The sequence below is a fragment of the Microbacterium sp. str. 'China' genome, from assembly GCF_002993305.1.
GTDB classification, from domain to species: domain Bacteria; phylum Actinomycetota; class Actinomycetes; order Actinomycetales; family Microbacteriaceae; genus Microbacterium; species Microbacterium paraoxydans.
In genome coordinates this window covers 3,256,319-3,273,385 of sequence record NZ_CP027434.1, presented here as the reverse complement: position 1 = coordinate 3,273,385, position 17,067 = coordinate 3,256,319, and the positions used below count along the sequence as shown (strand labels likewise).

The 17,067-nt window shown below is 69.1% G+C and carries 17 protein-coding genes; 16 read left to right on the top strand and 1 reads right to left on the bottom strand.

Going from position 1 to position 17,067, the window contains the following annotated elements; genetic code table 11:
- Nucleotides 1-18 precede the first annotated feature (18 nt).
- From C6C15_RS15890 to C6C15_RS15815, 16 genes are all read left to right on the top strand, one after another.
- Nucleotides 19-939: a carbohydrate ABC transporter permease gene (locus tag C6C15_RS15890; protein WP_085605109.1), complete on the top strand. Its 921-nt coding sequence runs from the start codon at nt 19-21 to the stop codon at nt 937-939.
- The gene (locus C6C15_RS15885; RefSeq protein ID WP_105950603.1) at nt 939-1,892 is read left to right on the top strand and encodes a carbohydrate ABC transporter permease; all 954 of its coding nucleotides are present in this window, start codon (nt 939-941) and stop codon (nt 1,890-1,892) included. Before C6C15_RS15890 ends, C6C15_RS15885 begins: the two co-directional genes overlap by 1 nt.
- Before the next feature lie 26 nt (nt 1,893-1,918).
- Nucleotides 1,919-3,283, top strand: a complete 1,365-nt coding sequence (locus C6C15_RS15880; protein WP_105950602.1) for an extracellular solute-binding protein — start codon at nt 1,919-1,921, stop codon at nt 3,281-3,283.
- A gap of 106 nt (nt 3,284-3,389) precedes the next feature.
- Nucleotides 3,390-4,175, top strand: coding sequence for a class I SAM-dependent methyltransferase (locus C6C15_RS15875; RefSeq protein WP_105950601.1), 786 nt, complete (start codon nt 3,390-3,392; stop codon nt 4,173-4,175).
- A 94-nt stretch (nt 4,176-4,269) separates the two neighbouring features.
- Entirely contained in the window at nt 4,270-5,229 is a 960-nt protein-coding gene (locus C6C15_RS15870) for a tripartite tricarboxylate transporter substrate binding protein (protein ID WP_231729519.1), read from the top strand.
- A gap of 59 nt (nt 5,230-5,288) precedes the next feature.
- Nucleotides 5,289-5,828, top strand: a complete 540-nt coding sequence (locus C6C15_RS15865) for a tripartite tricarboxylate transporter TctB family protein (protein WP_105950600.1) — start codon at nt 5,289-5,291, stop codon at nt 5,826-5,828.
- Nucleotides 5,825-7,495: a tripartite tricarboxylate transporter permease gene (locus C6C15_RS15860; RefSeq protein ID WP_085605100.1), complete on the top strand. Its 1,671-nt coding sequence runs from the start codon at nt 5,825-5,827 to the stop codon at nt 7,493-7,495. Before C6C15_RS15865 ends, C6C15_RS15860 begins: the two co-directional genes overlap by 4 nt.
- Nucleotides 7,492-8,361 carry a dihydrodipicolinate synthase family protein gene (locus C6C15_RS15855; RefSeq protein ID WP_105950599.1) on the top strand — a complete coding sequence of 290 codons (870 nt, stop codon included), beginning with the start codon at nt 7,492-7,494 and terminating at the stop codon, nt 8,359-8,361. Before C6C15_RS15860 ends, C6C15_RS15855 begins: the two co-directional genes overlap by 4 nt.
- 184 nt (nt 8,362-8,545) lie before the next feature.
- Nucleotides 8,546-9,262 carry a FadR/GntR family transcriptional regulator gene (locus C6C15_RS15850; protein ID WP_060921604.1) on the top strand — a complete coding sequence of 239 codons (717 nt, stop codon included), beginning with the start codon at nt 8,546-8,548 and terminating at the stop codon, nt 9,260-9,262.
- An 86-nt stretch (nt 9,263-9,348) separates the two neighbouring features.
- Entirely contained in the window at nt 9,349-10,596 is a 1,248-nt protein-coding gene (locus C6C15_RS15845; RefSeq protein ID WP_105950597.1) for an ABC transporter substrate-binding protein, read from the top strand.
- A gap of 8 nt (nt 10,597-10,604) precedes the next feature.
- Nucleotides 10,605-11,558, top strand: a complete 954-nt coding sequence (locus tag C6C15_RS15840; RefSeq protein ID WP_105950596.1) for a carbohydrate ABC transporter permease — start codon at nt 10,605-10,607, stop codon at nt 11,556-11,558.
- Nucleotides 11,555-12,409, top strand: a complete 855-nt coding sequence (locus tag C6C15_RS15835) for a carbohydrate ABC transporter permease (protein ID WP_060923454.1) — start codon at nt 11,555-11,557, stop codon at nt 12,407-12,409. The genes C6C15_RS15840 and C6C15_RS15835 overlap by 4 nt, the downstream gene beginning before the upstream one ends.
- A 39-nt stretch (nt 12,410-12,448) precedes the next feature.
- Nucleotides 12,449-13,534, top strand: coding sequence for a mandelate racemase/muconate lactonizing enzyme family protein (locus C6C15_RS15830; protein WP_105950595.1), 1,086 nt, complete (start codon nt 12,449-12,451; stop codon nt 13,532-13,534).
- Nucleotides 13,535-13,548: 14 nt separating this feature from the next.
- Complete coding sequence (locus tag C6C15_RS15825; protein ID WP_105950594.1) at nt 13,549-14,376, top strand: SDR family oxidoreductase; 828 nt, start codon at nt 13,549-13,551, stop codon at nt 14,374-14,376.
- A complete protein-coding gene (locus tag C6C15_RS15820; protein WP_105950854.1) occupies nt 14,370-15,281 on the top strand; it encodes a dihydrodipicolinate synthase family protein in 912 nt (303 codons plus the stop codon). Before C6C15_RS15825 ends, C6C15_RS15820 begins: the two co-directional genes overlap by 7 nt.
- A 27-nt stretch (nt 15,282-15,308) precedes the next feature.
- Nucleotides 15,309-16,292 carry a LacI family DNA-binding transcriptional regulator gene (locus C6C15_RS15815; RefSeq protein ID WP_105950593.1) on the top strand — a complete coding sequence of 328 codons (984 nt, stop codon included), beginning with the start codon at nt 15,309-15,311 and terminating at the stop codon, nt 16,290-16,292.
- Between the two features lie 11 nt (nt 16,293-16,303).
- Here C6C15_RS15815 and C6C15_RS15810 read toward each other — a convergent pair whose 3' ends face one another.
- Nucleotides 16,304-16,939 carry a hypothetical protein gene (locus C6C15_RS15810; protein ID WP_105950592.1) on the bottom strand — a complete coding sequence of 212 codons (636 nt, stop codon included), beginning with the start codon at nt 16,937-16,939 and terminating at the stop codon, nt 16,304-16,306.
- Nucleotides 16,940-17,067 lie beyond the last annotated feature (128 nt).

The window sequence follows — 17,067 nt, the reverse complement described above, 5'->3', positions numbered from 1 at the left end:
CGGAAAGGAGGCAGGTGGATGCCGCTCAAGACCCGCCAGCGGGACCGGTACAACCGCCGGGAGGCCCTCGCCGGCTATCTCTTCATCTCGCCCTGGCTCATCGGATTCCTCATCTTCACGGCCGGCGCGATGGTCTACAGCCTGTACATCTCGTTCAGCAGCTACAACCTCGCCACGAACAGCGCCCGCCCGGTCGGCATCGACAACTACGCCAACCTCTTCGAGGACCCGCGGGTGGGCGTCTCGCTCGCGAACACGCTGTTCTACGTGGTGATGGCGGTGCCGCTGGAGATCGTGTTCGCGCTGATCCTCGCCCTGCTGCTCAACCGCGTCGGACGGGGTGCGGGTGCCTTCCGGGTGCTCTACTACCTGCCGAAGATGACGCCGGCCGTCGCGACCGCCGCGGTGTTCTTCCTCCTCCTGAACGGCAACTCCGGGGCGATCAACCAGTTCCTCCGGGTGTTCGGCATCCAGGGGCCGCAGTGGCTCGTCGACCCCGCATGGGTCAAGCCGAGCATCGTGATCATGACGCTGTGGACCGTCGCGGGGACCATGGTGATCTTCCTCGCGGCGCTGAAGAACGTGCCCGTCGAGCTGTACGAGGTGGCCTCGCTCGACGGGGCGGGACCGATCAGGAAGTTCTTCTCGATCACCCTCCCGATGATCTCGGGGGCCATGTTCTTCAACGTCATCGTGCTGTCGATCGCCGCGTTCCAGATCTTCGACCAGGCGTACCTGCTGTTCTGGCGGGATCAGAGCAATTCGTCACCGGAGGCATCCCTCTTCTACGCGATCTACCTGTTCCAGCAGGCCTTCCGGCAGTTCAACTTCGGCTTCGCGGCGGCGATGGCGTGGCTGCTCTTCGTCATCATCATGATCATCACGCTCATCCAGGTGAAGGTCGGCAACCGCTTCGTCTACTACGAGGGAGACCGCTGATGTCCCAGACCCTGCGTCAGGTCCCCGTCGAGGCGGAGCCCGAGAAGTCCCCTGGCACGTTCACGACCACCGTCGCCACCCGTTCGCGCTGGCGACGGCAGCTGCGGCAGCCGAAGAGCCTCATCGCCCGAATCGTGCTGAACGTCATCCTCGTGCTGTTCGCGCTGCTGTTCCTGCACCCCTTCGCGTGGCTCCTCGCGGCGAGCTTCAAGCCACGAGGGGAGGTGTTCGACAACGCCCTCATCCCGAAGACCTTCGTGCCGGAGAACTACGTGGAGGTGTGGAATCAACTCCCGTTGCTGAACTGGATGGGCAACAGCATCGCCATCGCGCTGCTCGCCGCCGGTGCTGTCGCGATCTCCAGCTCGATCGTGGCGTTCGGGTTCGCCTACTTCCGCTTCCCGGGGCGCGGCCTGCTGTTCGGCCTCGTGCTCGCGACGATGATGCTTCCCGGCGCGGTGACGATGATCCCGATCTACCTCATCTGGAAGGAGACCGGACTCCTCGGCACCTGGGTGCCGCTGTGGGGGATGAACCTCTTCGGATCGGCCTTCTACATCTTCTTGCAGCGGCAGTTCTTCCTCGGCCTGCCGCGGGAGCTGTTCGAGGCGGCGCGGCTCGACGGGGCCAGCGCCTGGGGCCTCTTCTGGCGGATCGCGATGCCGCTGTCGATCCCGTCGTTCGTCATCGTGTTCCTGTTCGAGTTCCAGGCGAGCTGGAATAACCTCCAGGCCGCCCTCATCTACCTCAACGCCGGGTCGGTGGACGAGTTCACCGCGCCGCTCGGCATCGCGTACGCCATGACCAAGTACAGCCCCACGGCGGGCGGTCATGGCGACTACCAGTACGTCATGGTCGCCTCCCTCCTGGTGACCCTCCCGATGCTCATCCTCTTCGCCTTCGGGCAGCGCGCCTTCATCGAGGGCGTCGCGACCCAGGGGCGTAAGGGATGACGAACCACAGATCGAAAGGAGCAGTCATGCGCACACGCATGCTGGGAATCACCGCGGTCGCCGCGGCATCCGTCCTCGTCCTCGCCGGGTGCGGCGGGGGAGGGGGAGACGACCAGGCGGCCGACGCCGACTTCGGGGCGGAGCCGAGCGGCACGCTGAAGGCGTGGGGCTTCGAGAACGCCGACGACGTTGGCACCTCGCGCATGGACTACGCCGCCGAGCAGCTGAAGGACGTCGAGGTCGACCTCGACGCGACGGCCTTCGACGCACAGAAGTTCACCACCCGCATCGCGAGCGGCGACGTACCCGACGTGGTGCAGATGGATCGCCGGTACGTGACCACGTATGCCGCGCAGGACCTCATCATGCCGCTCGACGAATGCTTCGCGGCCCAGGACGTCTCGCCGCGCGACCACTGGTACCCCTTCGTCGTCGACGACGTCACCTACGACGACGCGGTGTGGGCGGTGCCGCAGTTCTACCAGCCGCCGGCGATCCTGCTGAACAAGGCCGTGCTCGACGAGGCGGGGGTGACGGCGGACGAGATCGACACCTCGAAGCCCGACGTGCTGCTCGGCGCGATCGAGAAGATGTACCAGGAGTCCGGCGGCGTACCCACGCGGCTCGGGTTCGATCCGGTCGCGACCGGTCAGGCCGGGCTGTGGATCCTCGGCATGGGCGGCCAGCTCAACGATGAGAAGGGGGCGCCCACCCTGGACGACTCCAGCAACGTGGCCGGCATCGAGATGCTCAAGCAGATCACCGACGCGCAGGGCGGCTTCGCTGCCGTCAAGAGCTTCACCGACTCGTTCGACGCCTTCGGCGATCAGAACCAGTTCGTCGCCCAGCAGGTGGGCGCGCAGGTGAACGCACAGTGGTATCCGAACGTGCTGAGCCCCTACGCCGACCAGATCGACCTCGAGGCCGTGCCGTTCCGGAACGCCGACGGCGAGCCGTTCTCTGTCGCCTCCGGCACCGCGTTCGTGATCCCGGCCGGAGCGGAGAACCCCGCGGCGGCGTGCGCGTGGATGGTGAACCTCACCTCCGACGACGCGTGGAATGCGGCGGGCGAGGCACGTGCCGAGACCCTGAAGACCGACGGCGGGATCAACACCGGGCTGTTCACCGGGTCGCCGTCCGCCGACCAGTCGATCCGCGAGACCTTCGTCACCGACAGCGGCAACGCCGGCTTCGATCAGGTCATCTCCACCTACTACGACGTGGTGGACTACGGGCAGTCGTTCGGCTCCTCCCCGGCGGGCCAGGAGATCCAGAACGAGCTCAACAACGCCATCACGGCGGCGCTGCTCGGGGACAAGTCGCCGGCGGACGCGCTGAAGGAGGCGCAGGAGGCCGCGATGCGGGCGTACGAGAACGCGACAGCCGGCTAGAGCCGGTCAGACGCGGAGGGACGGCGCCAGGCGGACATCCCCGCCTGGCGCCGTGCGTCGCGCGGACGGGCGTGGATGATGGAGGCCTACCGATCGGAGGCCGACCATGGACCAGCGCGAGCTCGACGAGCGGATCCGCGACTACTACGAGGAGCGGTTCGACGAATCGGTGCGGTTGACGACCCGGTCGGCGCAGGGACCGCTCGAGCACCAGCGCATCCAGGAGCTGATCGCGGAGCACCTCGCCGAGGGTCGCGTGATCGATGTCGGAGGCGGGGCGGGCGTCCATGCGCGCTCGCTTCTCGACCGCGGACATCGGGTCACCCTCGTCGACCCGGTGCGGGGCCATGTCCGGAGTGCGGCGGAGCGAGGTGTGGACGCCCGCGTGGGCGACGCGCGCTCGCTGCCGTTCGCCGCGGACAGCTTCGATGCCGCCCTTCTCCTCGGTCCGCTGTACCACCTGGCCGATCGCGCGGAGCGTCTCCAGGCGCTCGGCGAGGCCGCACGGGTGGTGCGATCCGGCGGCTGGGTGTTCGTGGCAGGCCTCTCGCGGTTCGTCGGATTCGGTCAGCTCGCGCTCGGCGTGACCGACCTCCACCTCGACGACGAACACGGCGCCCTGCTGGAACACGGGACTCCCTCCTCGCGGGGTCGGTTCCCGGCGGGGCACTTCCATACGGCGGAGTCGCTCGCCGAGGAGGCCGTCTCCGCCGGACTCGACGTTCTGGAGGTCCATGGCGTCGAAGGGCCCGGCGGGCTGTTGCTGGAGGGGATGCCCGTGGAGGAGGCGGCGCTCACGCAGGCGGCCCTCCAGCTGGCGCGAGCCGGGAGCACCGTTCCCGGAATCCGGGAGCTGAGCCCGCACCTCCTGGCCGTGTGTCGCGTGCGGTGACTCGGCCACAGTGTTGACTGTTAACAGTCAACACTGGTAGCCTCGCGGTGTCGACAACACGGTCGACCCACGTAGAGGAGCAAAGATGCCCCGCATGCGCATCACTCGGGCGGCCGCTGCCTTCGCCGCCCTCGCCGCCACCGCTCTGGTGCTGTCGGCCTGCACGAAGGTCGACGAGAGCGAGGGGGCCGCCTCGACCTATCCCGAGGACGACATCCGGTTGATCATCCAAGCCAACCCCGGTGGCGGCTCCGACCTGTCGTCCCGCGCGCTCGCCACCGAACTCGAGAAGATCCTCGGCGTCAGCGTGATCCCGGAGAACATGCCCGGAGCCGCGGGAGCGCTCGCGATGGAGTACGTCGGCTCGCAGGATCCGGACGGCTACGTCATCGGGTTCGCCCCGGTCGAGATCGCGATGCTCAACACGACCCAGAGCGCCGACGTGCTGCCCGACGACTTCGACCTGCTCGGGCAGATCATGCTCGCCCCCGGCGTCATCACGGTGGGCGCCAACAGCGGCATCGAGACCCTCGACGACCTCGTGACCCAGGCGAAGTCCGGCGCGGTCACGGTCGCGAACTCCGGCGCCGGCTCGATCTGGGAGGCCGCCACCCTCGGCCTCGGCAAGGCCACGGACGCCGACTTCACCCCGGTCCCCTACGACGGTGGCGCCACGGCGGTCGCCGCCGCCGCATCCGGTGAGACCGTCGCCGCCGTCTCCGGACTCGGCGAGGCCCTCGCGCAGGGCGAGGCCGTCCGCATCCTCGCGGTCATGAACGACGAGCGTCACCCGGACGCGGAGGACGTCGAGACGGTCGAGGAGGCCATCGGCGAAGAGGTCGTCTTCGGCGGCTGGGGCGGCATCTACGCACCGGCCGGCCTGCCCGACGACGTGCACGACGCCCTTGAGGCCGCCGTCAAGGAGGCCGTGGAGTCCGAGAGCTACCAGAAGTTCCAGGCGGACGCCGGCAACCTCGTGGTCTACCGCGACTCCGCGGAGTGGACCGGGTTCGTCGACGACCAGTTCGCCCTGTTCCAGGACCTCCTGGGCTGAACACCTCCGGTGGGGTCGGCACGCGCCGGCCCCACCGCGTCCTCCGACGAAGGAGCACCATGACCAGCCCCGACACCGCGGCCGAGTCGGCCGCGCCGGGCGGCTACGAGGGGGCGACTGCCTCGCGACCCCTCGAGATCGCGTTCGCCGCCGTCGCCCTCGCGATCACCGCCGGCTATCTCTTCCTCGCCACGCAGATCCCGCTGCGCCGCGAGGCCGCCCCCGGACAGATCGACGCCCGCTTCTGGCCGCTCGTCATCGGCGTGACCGGCGTCGTGATCGCGATCGCCCTGCTCGCCGTGGCGATCACGCGACCGGCACCCACGCGGGAGGACCTCGAGCGCATCCAGCCGGGCGGCGTCCTCCGGGTGGTCACGACGATCGCGATCGCCGGTGCCTTCATCGCGCTCTGGTCCCTCGGCTCGGTCATCCTCTTCGGCTACCGGATCGAGGTCTTCCCGATCGCCTGCGCCCTGCTCATGGCCGCACTGATGCTCCTCTACGGCCACCGCCGCTGGCTGAGCCTCGTCATCTACTCCGCCGCCGTCACGGCGTTCGTCTACGTCGTCTTCGGCATGCTCCTGAGGATCCCCCTGTGAACGCGCTCCTGGAGGGGCTGAACTCGCTCCTCGACATCTCGATCCTGCTGTACATGGCGGTCGGCCTCGTCCTCGGCTTCATGGTCGGCGCCTTCCCCGGCATCACCGCGACCATGGCCGTCGCGCTTGCGGCCGGCTTCACCATGACCCTCGAACCCGTGCAGGGCCTCGCGGTGCTGCTGACGATCTACGTCGCGGCGAACTTCGGCGACCGGGTGCCGTCCATCCTCATCAACACCCCGGGGACTCCCGCCTCCATCGCCACCACCCTCGACGGCTATCCGATGGCGAAACAGGGCAGGGCCGGTCTCGCGCTGACGATCTCCGCGATCGTGTCGGCCGTCGGCATCCTCGCCTCGCTCGTGCTCTTCTCGGTCGCCGCCGTGCCGATCGCCAGCTTCGCCCGGGACTACTTCAAGTCGCCCGAGCTGTTCGCGCTCGTCGTCTTCGGCATCGCGATCATGATCGGCATCTCGTCCAAGTCGATGCTCAAGGGCATCCTCGCGGGCCTCTTCGGACTCATGCTCGGCAGTGTCGGAACGTACGCCGCCACGGCCGACCAGCGCTTCACGTTCGGTGTGCTGGAACTCGTCGAGGGCGTGAACTTCATCGCCGTCATCATCGGCCTCTTCGGCATCGCCGAGCTGTTCGACCAGCTCCTCACGCACCGGAAGTCGCACGTCCGACCGATCTCGAGCCTCGGGCGGTGGTGGCCGAACCGCGCGGAGCTGAAGCAGAGCGGACGGGCCACCGCGGTCGGCGGCGCGGTCGGCCTCGGTGTCGGCCTCATCCCCGCGGCCGGCGGCGACATCGCCGGGCTCATCGGCTGGGAGCGGGCGCGCAAGGCGTCGAAGCACCCGGAGATGTTCGGCAAGGGATCGATCGAGGGCGTCGCCGCGTCCGACACCGCCTCCAGCGCCACGCTCGGCGGCTCGCTGACCACCACGATGGCACTCGGCATCCCCGGGGACTCCGTGATGGCGGTGATGATCGGCTCGATGATCATCTGGGGCATCACCCCCGGGCCCACGCTGTTCACCAACCGCCCCGACCTCGTCGTCTCGATCGTCGGGATCATGCTCGTCGCGACCCTCCTGTCGCTCGCGCTGAGCCTCGTGCGGATGAAGGGCATGGTCAAGCTGCTCGACGTGCCGCAGCCGTATCTGTGGAGCGGCATCCTCATCTTCTGCATCATCGGCACGTACGCCACCTCGAACAGCCTGTCGACGGTCGTCACGATGCTCGTCTTCGGTGTGGTCGGCGTGCTGCTCAAGCGCATGCAGGTCCCGGCAGGACCCGTGGTGCTCGGTCTCCTGCTCGGTCCGCTCGCCGAGGAGAACCTCGCCCGCACGCTGGCGATCCTGCCGACGCGGCCGTTCTTCGAGGTCGTCAGCCCGATCGCCCTCGTTCTGCTCGCGCTCGCGGTGCTGTCGATCGTGATGCCCGCGATCCGCGCCGCCCGCACGCCCCGGGCAGAGCGGGCCTCGGTGGAGGACTCGATCCTCCACACCGACAGCATCGTGCAGATCGAGAAGGCACACGACGAGCTCGCGGCGCAGCCCGACCTGCTCACCTCCACCGTCCGCAACGTCGACGCCGGTGCGCGCCGGGGACGCGCCGACCGCAAGAACCGCAAGAGCACGACCCCCGAGGAGACCGAGAAGTGACCCGCTACGACATCCTGACCGCCGTCCCGACCGCGTTCCACCGCGACGGGACCCTCGACCTCGACGGGTCGCGCGCGATCTTCCGGTTCGTGGCCGACTCGGGGAACGAGGGCGCCTTCGTCCTCGGCACCACGGGCGAGTTCCCCGCCGTGGACGCGGACGAGTTCCGGGCGCTCGTGGGTGCCGCGCTGGAGGAGCTGGCGGACCGGATGCGCGTGATCGTGCACGTCGGACAGCCGAGCACCTTCGAGGCCGTGCGCCTGGTCGGCATCGCGAAGGAGCTGGGGGCCACGGAGTTCGCGGCCCTCACCCCCTACTACCTGCGTGCCACGGACGACGCGATCCTCGACTACTACCGCGCGGTCTCGGCAGCCGTGGGGGAGGGGCGCCTCTACGTCTACATCTATCCCGCGCGCAGCGGGAACCCCGTCTCGCCGGAGCTGCTCGTACGCATCGCCGCCCTGCCGAACGTGGTCGGGGCCAAGGTGAGCGAGCTCTCCCTCGACGACATCGCGGCGTACCGCGCGGTGGTGCCGGCCGACTTCGAGCTCTACACCGGCGCCGACCGCGACCTCATCGCGGCCGTCGAAGCGGGCGCGCAGGGCGTCGTCTCGGGTGTCTCCTCCGTGACGCCGAAGCCCTTCCGCGCCCTGGCCGACGCCGGACGCTCCGGCGACACGGACGCCATCGCCGCGGCACAGGCCGCCGTGGACGACGTCGTCGCGCTCATCGGCGGCGACATGGCGCGGATGAAGGAGGCGTACCGCGTGCTCGATGTCGTGGACACGCACTGCCGTATGGCCATCGCCGAACCCTCCGCCGATGAGCGGGCGGCCGTCGCGCAGGTGGTGGCCGCGCACCGCTGACGCGAATCCGGGGACACGCACGCGACGGGATGCCGCGGCCTTCGGGTCGCGGCATCTCTGCGTGTGCCCGCGCTCGCTTGTCGGACAAGTGAATATGGGTGAGAGGGCACTTGACGACAAGCGCAACGACTGTCTAGGCTCAGAACCAGGAATTCCGCCGATATCGCGAAGGGGCGAACGGAACATGTCAGACAAGATCGAGGTCACCGGGTCCGACTTGTCGGACGCGCTCGCCCGGCGTCTGGCTCAGCACTTGCAGCGTTCCGGCCTGGAGATCGGCGACCCGCTGCCCACCGAGGCGGAGCTCGGCGCCGTGCTGGAGGTGGGACGGCAGCGCATCCGCGAGGCCCTCAGCGTCCTCGAGGCGTTCGGCATCGTGGTGTCCCGGCAAGGGGCGCGCCGGGTCTGGCGAGGATTCCGCGCCGCCGATCTCGCCACCCGCTGGATCGGCTTCGTCGACGACCCCGAAGCCGCCACCCGCGAGCTCCTGGAGGTGCGTCACGCGCTGGAGACGTCTCTGCTGCCTCTGGTCATCCCGCGCCTGCAGCCGAGCGACCTGGCCCGTCTGCGGCTGCTCTCGGAGGAGATGGTGGAGCGCGCCCTGCGCAACGAGAGCTTCGCCGAGCTCGACCAGCAATTCCACCGCGGGCTGCTCGCGCCGATGGGCAATGCGTTCGTGGATCAGTTCCTGCAGTCCTTCTGGGTCGTCTTCGCCGCCGCGCGACGCGAGGAGCCCGTCGAGGAGGATCCGGCCATCGCCGCGATGCACGGTCGCATCATCGATGCGATCGAGGCCGGCGACACCCGCCGGGCCGTCCATGAGCTGGACGCCCACTTCTACGGTGTCCGCAACCGCTATCCGGACATCGACTTCGGCACCACGGCCCCGCTGCCGGTCTGACCATCCGCGCGCCGGCGCGTTCTGTCGCACCCGTCTTGAAATCGATTTCGCACGACCCTCATCTGATCGACGAAGGAGTACGCATCATGAGATCCACCCGAATCCTCCCCGCCCTGGCCGCCCTCGGCGTCGTCGCCCTCGCCACCGGCTGTGCCGGCAGCGCCCCGTCCGGGGAGGGCGACGGCCCCGTCGAGATCACCTACTGGCTCTGGCAGGACGACGCGACCGACCCCACCTGGACGGAGCTCGCGGACGAGTTCAACGGCGCACAGGACGACGTGAAGGTCGTGCTGGAGACGATCCCGCTCGACCAGTACCAGAACCAGCTCGTGTCCTCCGCGATGAACGGCACCGGTCCGGATGCCGCCCGCAGCAAGGACTGGTGGCTCGGGCAGTTCGCGCCGCAGGGTGCCATCGCCGACCTCACCTCGTACGTCGACGGCTGGGACGCCGCGGACGACGTCGTGGACTCGCTCTGGGCGACGGGTCAGCTACCCGGCGAGGACGCGGTGTACATGCTGCCGCACCAGTACACGACGCTCTACCTCTACTACCGCACGGACTACTTCGAGGAGCTCGGACTCGACGCGCCGCGCACCCAGCAGGACCTCCTCGACGCGGCGGCCGCCCTCACCGGCGACGGCCGGTACGGCATCGACGTCCGCGGCGGTGCGGGCGGACAGGACCAGTGGCTCGCGTGGATGTACGCCGGCGGGGCGTCGGTCGTCGACGACTCCGGCGAGGTCGTCCTGGACGACGCGAAGGGCGTCGCGGTGAACGAGGGCTACCTCCGCATCGTCACCGACCTGCAGGCGGCGCCCCCCGGATCGATCACGGCCGCCTTCGCCGACGTCAAGACGAACTTCGTCGAGGGCCTCACCGGCATGATGATCCACCACCCGGGTTCCCTGAAGGAGCTGCAGGGGGTCTTCGGCGACAAGCTCGGCGTCGTCCCGATCCCCACGGCCGACGGCAAGCCCGGCGCGACGCTCGGCAGCATGAGCGGCAACGTCATCCTCGAGGGCTCCGACAAGAAGGACGCCGCCTGGGAGTGGATCTCCTGGCTGAGCGAGGAGGCGCAGATGGAGAAGATCTCCGCCTCGCCGCAGGGTCAGCTTCCGGTGCTCGAGTCGGTGATCGACACCGAGGCGTACTCGTCCGACCCGCAGCTCGCGGTCGCGGTCGACGCCATTCCCACCGCCAGGACGTGGCCGGCGCTGGAGGGGGTGGCCGAGCTCGCCGCGAAGGAGTGGAACCCGCTCATCCAGCAGGCGTTCCAGGGTGAGATCAGCAGCCAGGACGTGCTGACGAAGATGTCCGACGTGCTGCGCTGAGGACCGACATGGCAAGCTCCACCCTCACGGAAGCGGTCGTCACCGGCCGGCCGGCCCCGCGCCGGCCGGTGACCCGGCCCCGGCGACGCGCGCGCCGCGGCTCGGTCGCCCCCCTCGTCCTGCTCGCGCCGGCGATCGTGCTCGTCGCGGTCTTCGCCGGATATCCGCTCGTCCGCTCGATCTGGTTCTCGTTCAACGACGTGAGCGTCTTCACCGGCGTGCTCGAGTTCGTCGGGTTCCAGAACTTCGCCAGCGTCATCGGCACCGCGGAGTTCGTCCCCACGCTGGGCCGCACGGCGTTCTGGACCTTCGGTGCCGTCGCGCTCCAGCTGATCGGCGGGCTGTCGCTCGCGCTCATGCTGAACAACCGCTTCCCCCTGCGGGGCGTGTACCGCGGGCTCATCATGATCCCGTGGGCGACGCCGAGCGTCCTGGTCGCGCTGATGTGGAAGTGGATCCTCGACCCCAACAACGGCGTCCTCAACCAGTGGCTCCTGAACGCCGGCGTCATCGACGCCCCGATCGAGTTCCTGTCGCAGAACAGCACCGCGCTGCCGACGCTCGTGATGATCGACGTCTGGCAGGGCATCCCGCTCTTCGCGATCATGATCCTCGCGGCGCTGCAGAGCGGGTCCGGCGAGCTCAAGGAGTCCGCGCAGATCGACGGATGCGGCCCCGTCGGGGTCTTCCGCCACGTCGTGCTGCCCGCCATCCTCCCGACGATCCTCATCACGACGCTTCTGCGCCTGATCTGGACCTCGAACTACGTCGACCTCATCTTCATCCTCACCGGCGGCGGGCCGGGCACGTCCTCGACGACCCTGGCGCTCGAGTCGTATCTCACGACCTACAAGGCCAGCGACTTCGGTGCCGGCGCGGCGTACGCCGTCATCCAGGCCCTGTTCCTCGCCGTCTTCATCGCGCTCTACGTGCGCCTCACCCGGAAGGACACCACGCGATGACCACGACGACCGCCCCCGTCCGCTTCGGCCGCCTCGCGGGAAGGACCGGCTTCGCGATCGCCCTCCTCGGCGTGCTCGCGATGGTGCTCGGGCCGTACATCGTCATGTTGCTGACGTCACTCACGCCCCGGGACCAGCTCGCCGGCGCCGGAGCGAACCTCATCCCCTCGGAGTTCACGACCGCCTCCTACGCCGAGCTGCTGTCGACGACGCCGTTCCTGACCTATCTGCGGAACAGCCTCACCGTGGCCGCGATCGCCGTCCCGGTGACCCTCGTGGTCTCCACCGGCGCCGCGATCGCGATGTCCCGGTTCGACTTCCGCGGTCGCGGTGCCGTCATGATCGGGCTGCTGCTCGCGCAGATGTTCCCCGCCGTGCTGCTCGTGATCTCGCTGCAGGGGCAGCTGCGCGGGATGGGGCTGATGGATACGACGCTCGGTCTCGCCCTCGTGCACGCCGCGTTCGCCACACCGTTCGCCACCTGGCTGCTCAAAGGGTTCGCGGACTCCATCCCCCGGGAGATAGAGGAGGCGGGCCAGATCGACGGGGCCTCGTCCGCGCAGATCGTTCGCATCCTGCTGCTGCCCCTGCTGCGGCCCGGGATGGTGGCGGCGGGAACCTACGCGTTCATCCTCACCTGGAACGAGTTCCTCTACGCCCTCACCTTCACGTCGCAGACGGCGACCCGCACCCTGCCGGTCGGCCTGCACCTGTTCATCGGCGAGTACCAGATCCGTTGGGACCTCCTCACCGCCGGCGGCGTGCTCTCGGTGCTCCCCGTCGTCGTCGGCTTCCTCCTCGTGCAGAAGCGCCTCGTCGCCGGTCTCGCTGCCGGCGCCGTCAAGGGCTGAAGCTCCCGTCCCCTCCTCGTCGTCCCGGAAGGACCACGCATGAAAATCGAATCGATCGACCTCCAGCTCTCCCGCATCCCCCTCCCCAAGGGGCCGTGGGGAGACCAGATCCATCGGGTGACCCACATCGAGATCATCCTCGCCGACATCACCACCGACACCGGGCTGGTCGGCACCGGCTTCAGCCACACGTCCGGTGTCGGCGGCCAGATGATGGTGGCGGCGCTGCGCGAGCTCATCCCCACGCTCATCGGCCGCGAGGTCAATCCGCGGGCCGTCTGGCAGCACTCCTGGCAGCACCTGCGCGACAACGGCCCCGGCGGGACCACGACGCTCGCCCTCGCCGCGATCGACGTGGCGCTGTGGGACCTGCTGGGGCTGCACTACCAGCAGCCGCTCGCGAAGCTCCTCGGCCAGGTGCGCGACCGGGTCGCGCTGTACGGCAGCGGCATCAACCTGAACCTCTCCGCCGAGGAGGTCGTCGAGCAGGTCAAGGAGTGGAAGACCGACGGGTACGCCGCCGGGAAGGTCAAGGTCGGCAAGCCGGACCTCGAGGAGGACGTCTACCGGCTCACCAAGATCCGCGAGGCGGTCGGCGAGTATCCGCTCATGGTCGACGCCAACCAGGGATGGACCTATGGGGAGGCGGTCCGGGCGGTCACCCGGTTCCGCGACCTCAACCTCTACTGGGTGGAGGAGCCGCTGCGCGTGGACGACGTCGCCTCGCACGCCCGCCTCCGGGCCCGCTCGCCGATCCCGATCGGGCTGGGCGAGAACGTCTACACGCTCCAGCAGTTCAACCAGTACCTCCTCGCCGACGCGTGCGACTTCATCCAGGCCGACGTCGGTCGCGTGGGCGGTATCACGCCCTACATGGACATCGCTGCCCTGGGCCGGGCGTACAACGCTCCGATGACGCCGCACTTCGTGATGGAGCTCACGGCCAACGTGCTCTGCGCGGTGCCCAACGCCCTGTTCGGCGAGATGACGGACGGCGGCACGCTCAGCGATCTCGGCGTCATCGTGCCGCAGCGGCCGCAGAACGGGTTCTTCGTGCCGACCGGAGCGCCGGGGAACGGCCTGGAGTACGACCGCGAGAACCTCGCGCGGCACGCGGTGAGCTGAGGGAGACGAACGACATGGCGGACATCTTCGACCTCACCGACCGCATCATCCTGGTCACCGGCGGCCTCGGCCAGATCGGATCGGCCTTCGTCCGGGAGCTCCACGGACGCGGCGCCCGGGTGGCCGTGGCATCGCGCACCGTCGACGCCGCGCGCCTGCAGGAGGCGTTCCCCGAGATCGCCGACAGCCCGCGCCTCCTCGGCGTCTCCATGGACATCGTCTCGAAGGACAGCGTCGAGGCCGGCCTCGACGCGATCGTCGATGTGTGGGGTGCGGCGCCCGACGGCGTGATCAACAACGCCGGTCTGGACACCCAGCCGAGCGCGCCACCCGAGGTCTCCGGTCCCTTCGAGGACTTCCCCCTCGACGTGTTCCGGGAGGTGGTCGACGTGAACCTCGTCGGCACCTTCCTCGTCACGCAGGCGGCCGGCGCCCGGATGCGCTCCGCCGGGAAGCCGGGCTCGATCATCAACGTCGGCTCGATCTACGGGATGGTGTCGCCGGTGCAGGACATCTACGCGTACAAGGAGGAGCAGACCGGGGTGCCGTTCGTGAAGCCGGTGGCCTACTCGGCGGCGAAGTCGGGGCTGTACAACCTCACCCGGTACTGCGCGACGTACTGGGGCCGGCAGGGCATCAGGGTCAACACCCTCACGCCCTCCGGCGTCGGTCGGGACTCGCAGGACGCGACCTTCCGGCAGAACTACACGGCGCGCATCCCGATCGGACGCATGGCGGAGGCGACCGACTTCAACGGGGCCGCGGTCTTCCTGCTCTCGGACGCCTCGCGCTACACGACCGGAGCGAACCTCGTCGTGGACGGGGGGTGGACCGCATGGTGACCACGGCGGCGGACCTCGGGGTGCTGATGGCCGCGATCGCCACCCCGTACGACGCGGACGGGGCGGTGGACACCGGACTGCTCTCGACGCTCGTGGAGGACTATGTCTCCCGCGGCGTCGAGGGGATCTACTGCTGCGGGTCGTCGGGGGAGGGTCTCCTCCTGTCGGCGGATGAACGGACCGCGGTGGTGGAGACCGCCGTGCGCGCCGCCGAGGGGCGCATCCCCGTCGTCGCCCACGTCGGCGCGCTGTCAACGCGGGAGGCGATCGAACTCGGACGGCGGGCGCAGCGCGCCGGCGCCTCCGCCCTCTCGATGATCCCGCCGATCTACTACGCCTTCGGCATCGAGGCCGTCCTCGACCACTACCGCGCGGTGCTGGACGCCGTGGACCTCCCGCTCATCGTCTACAACATCCCGCAGTTCACGGGGACCGAGTTCACGCTCGAGACGGCCGGAGAACTCCTGGGCGACGATCGCGTGATCGGTCTCAAGCAGACCGCGCACAACATGTACGCCCTCGAGCGCATGAAGGCGGCGTTCCCCGACAAGGCCTACATCAACGGGTTCGACGAGGTGTTCGTGCCCGCGCTCGCCGCCGGTGCTCGCGGGACGATCGGCACGACCGTGGGGCTCCAGGTCGAGCTCTTCCAGGCGGCGCGGCGCCTCCTCGACGCCGGAGACCTGGTCGGAGCGCAGCGGGTGCAGAGCCGGATCAACCATGTCATCGCCGAGCTCGTCGCGATCGACGTCTTCCCCGCGGCGAAGTACCTCTCCGGTCGCAGTGCGGGAGGTGCCGGAGCGCTGGGGGACTGTCGTCGTCCGTTCCGACCGCTCTCGGGTGCGGCTCGAACCCGGCTCGATGCTCTCGGAACGACTCTCGATCGATTCCTCGCGGAGAGCTGAGGCTGAAACCGGTTACAGTGGGTGCCCATGGCCACGATCTACGACGTCGCGCGGCGGGCCGGCGTCTCCCCGGCCACGGTCTCGCGCGTCTTCAACGGCACGAGCGTGTCGGAGGAGAAGGCGGCGGCGGTGCGGGCGGCGGCCGAGGAACTGCGCTTCACCCCGAACCGGACGGCGCGTACGCTGCGGACCCAGAGCTCCGAAGTCATCGCCCTGGTGATCCCGGACATCGAGAACCCGTACTTCACCGAGATGGCGCGCGGCGTGGAGGATGCGGCGTCCGAAGCGGGGTACTCCGTCGTGCTGTGCAACTCCGACGCCCAGGCTGAGAAGGAGGCGACGTACCTCCGGATCGCGATCGCCGAGAACATGTCGGGCGTCATCATCGCGACGGCGGACGAGCACTCGGATCTGGCGCCGGTGCGGGCGATGGGACGGCCGGTCGTCGCGGTGGACCGTCGCACGGGCGCCGACATCGACGGTGTGGTCATGGCCAACCGGGAGGCGGGCGCCGCAGCGACGCAGAGCCTTCTCGACGCCGGGTATCGGCGCATCGCGTACATCGGTGGCCCCGCGCACATCGACACCGCGGCGGAGCGTGCGGAAGGCTGGCGGGAAGCGCTCTCGGCGACGGATCCCGATCATGACCTCTCCTCGCTCCAGCGCTTCGCCACGTTCCGCGTCGAGGGCGGGCGCGCGGCCATGGAGGAGCTCCTCGCGCTGCCGGAGCCGCCGGACGCGGTGGTCGCCGGGAACAACCTCATCGGTGTCGGCGCGATCCAGGTCCTCACGGAGCGCGGACTCACCCCGCCGCAGCTCGGCGTCGCGGTGATCGGGTCGCTGCCCTTCACGACGCTGTCGCCGTCCGCCGTCACCGTCGTCAGGCTCCCCGCGCGCCTCATGGGTGTGACAGCGGCGCGGATGCTGCTGGATCGGATCAAGGGCGACGAGCAACCGGCCCGGACGATCGTCCTCTCCGGCGAGGTGCAGCGCGCGGCCGCGCGCGCCTGAACGCAGCGTCGCTACTGCGAGCGCCAGAATCGCGCCGCGAGGTTCGTCATCTCCTTGTCGAGATCGTCGACCTTCACCTCCAATCGGTCGAGGCGGTGATCGAGGCCGTCGAGCCGTGCGGTCATCTCGCCACGCAGGCCGATCATCTCGCCACGCAGCCCGATCATCGCTCCGTGCAGCGCACCCATCGCCGCGCGCAGCCCTCCGACCTCGCGCATCATCGCCGCGTGCAGCGCCGCCAACGCCCCGTGGAGTCCGCTGACCTCGGTCGTCGTATCGGTGCGGAGGCCCGCGATCTCGGTGGTCATGTCGGTGCGGAGGGCGCCGATCTCGTTGCGTAGTCGTGTGGTCTCGGTGGTCATCTCGGTGCGGAGGCCGGCGATCTGGGTGGTCATGTCGGTGCGGAGGGTGCCGATCTCACTGCGTAGTCGTGTGGTCTCGGTGGTCATCTCGGTGCGGAGGCCGGCGATCTCGGTGGTCATATCAGTGCGGAGGGTGCCGATCTCGCCGGTCATCTCTCCCCGCAGTCCGCCGATCTCCGCACGGAGCACGCGACCGAACTGCGTCGTCATGAGGGTCATGCCGCCGAGCATCGTCGTCACGAAGATGCCGATCAGCGTCCATACCTGCGGGTCGTTCAAGGGCATGCCTCCAGTCTCGATCGGAGGGGTCAGGATGTCACGGTATTCCGGTGCTGAACCGGCGTTTTTCCGGCCGGAGGCGAAGATCGTGGAGACTCTCGATATCGGTCCTCGTGGTGCAGAAGCAGTCAGCT

What these genes read in the sequence shown, in the direction of transcription:
- C6C15_RS15890 (WP_085605109.1), top strand. Translation starts at nt 19, where the DNA reads ATGCCGCTCAAGACCCGCCAGCGGGACCGGTACAACCGCCGGGAGGCC.
- C6C15_RS15885 (WP_105950603.1), top strand. Translation starts at nt 939, where the DNA reads ATGTCCCAGACCCTGCGTCAGGTCCCCGTCGAGGCGGAGCCCGAGAAG.
- C6C15_RS15880 (WP_105950602.1), top strand. Translation starts at nt 1,919, where the DNA reads ATGCGCACACGCATGCTGGGAATCACCGCGGTCGCCGCGGCATCCGTC.
- C6C15_RS15875 (WP_105950601.1), top strand. Translation starts at nt 3,390, where the DNA reads ATGGACCAGCGCGAGCTCGACGAGCGGATCCGCGACTACTACGAGGAG.
- C6C15_RS15870 (WP_231729519.1), top strand. Translation starts at nt 4,270, where the DNA reads ATGCGCATCACTCGGGCGGCCGCTGCCTTCGCCGCCCTCGCCGCCACC.
- C6C15_RS15865 (WP_105950600.1), top strand. Translation starts at nt 5,289, where the DNA reads ATGACCAGCCCCGACACCGCGGCCGAGTCGGCCGCGCCGGGCGGCTAC.
- C6C15_RS15850 (WP_060921604.1), top strand. Translation starts at nt 8,546, where the DNA reads ATGTCAGACAAGATCGAGGTCACCGGGTCCGACTTGTCGGACGCGCTC.
- C6C15_RS15845 (WP_105950597.1), top strand. Translation starts at nt 9,349, where the DNA reads ATGAGATCCACCCGAATCCTCCCCGCCCTGGCCGCCCTCGGCGTCGTC.
- C6C15_RS15840 (WP_105950596.1), top strand. Translation starts at nt 10,605, where the DNA reads ATGGCAAGCTCCACCCTCACGGAAGCGGTCGTCACCGGCCGGCCGGCC.
- C6C15_RS15835 (WP_060923454.1), top strand. Translation starts at nt 11,555, where the DNA reads ATGACCACGACGACCGCCCCCGTCCGCTTCGGCCGCCTCGCGGGAAGG.
- C6C15_RS15830 (WP_105950595.1), top strand. Translation starts at nt 12,449, where the DNA reads ATGAAAATCGAATCGATCGACCTCCAGCTCTCCCGCATCCCCCTCCCC.
- C6C15_RS15825 (WP_105950594.1), top strand. Translation starts at nt 13,549, where the DNA reads ATGGCGGACATCTTCGACCTCACCGACCGCATCATCCTGGTCACCGGC.
- C6C15_RS15820 (WP_105950854.1), top strand. Translation starts at nt 14,370, where the DNA reads ATGGTGACCACGGCGGCGGACCTCGGGGTGCTGATGGCCGCGATCGCC.
- C6C15_RS15815 (WP_105950593.1), top strand. Translation starts at nt 15,309, where the DNA reads ATGGCCACGATCTACGACGTCGCGCGGCGGGCCGGCGTCTCCCCGGCC.
- C6C15_RS15810 (WP_105950592.1), bottom strand. Translation starts at nt 16,939, where the DNA reads ATGCCCTTGAACGACCCGCAGGTATGGACGCTGATCGGCATCTTCGTG.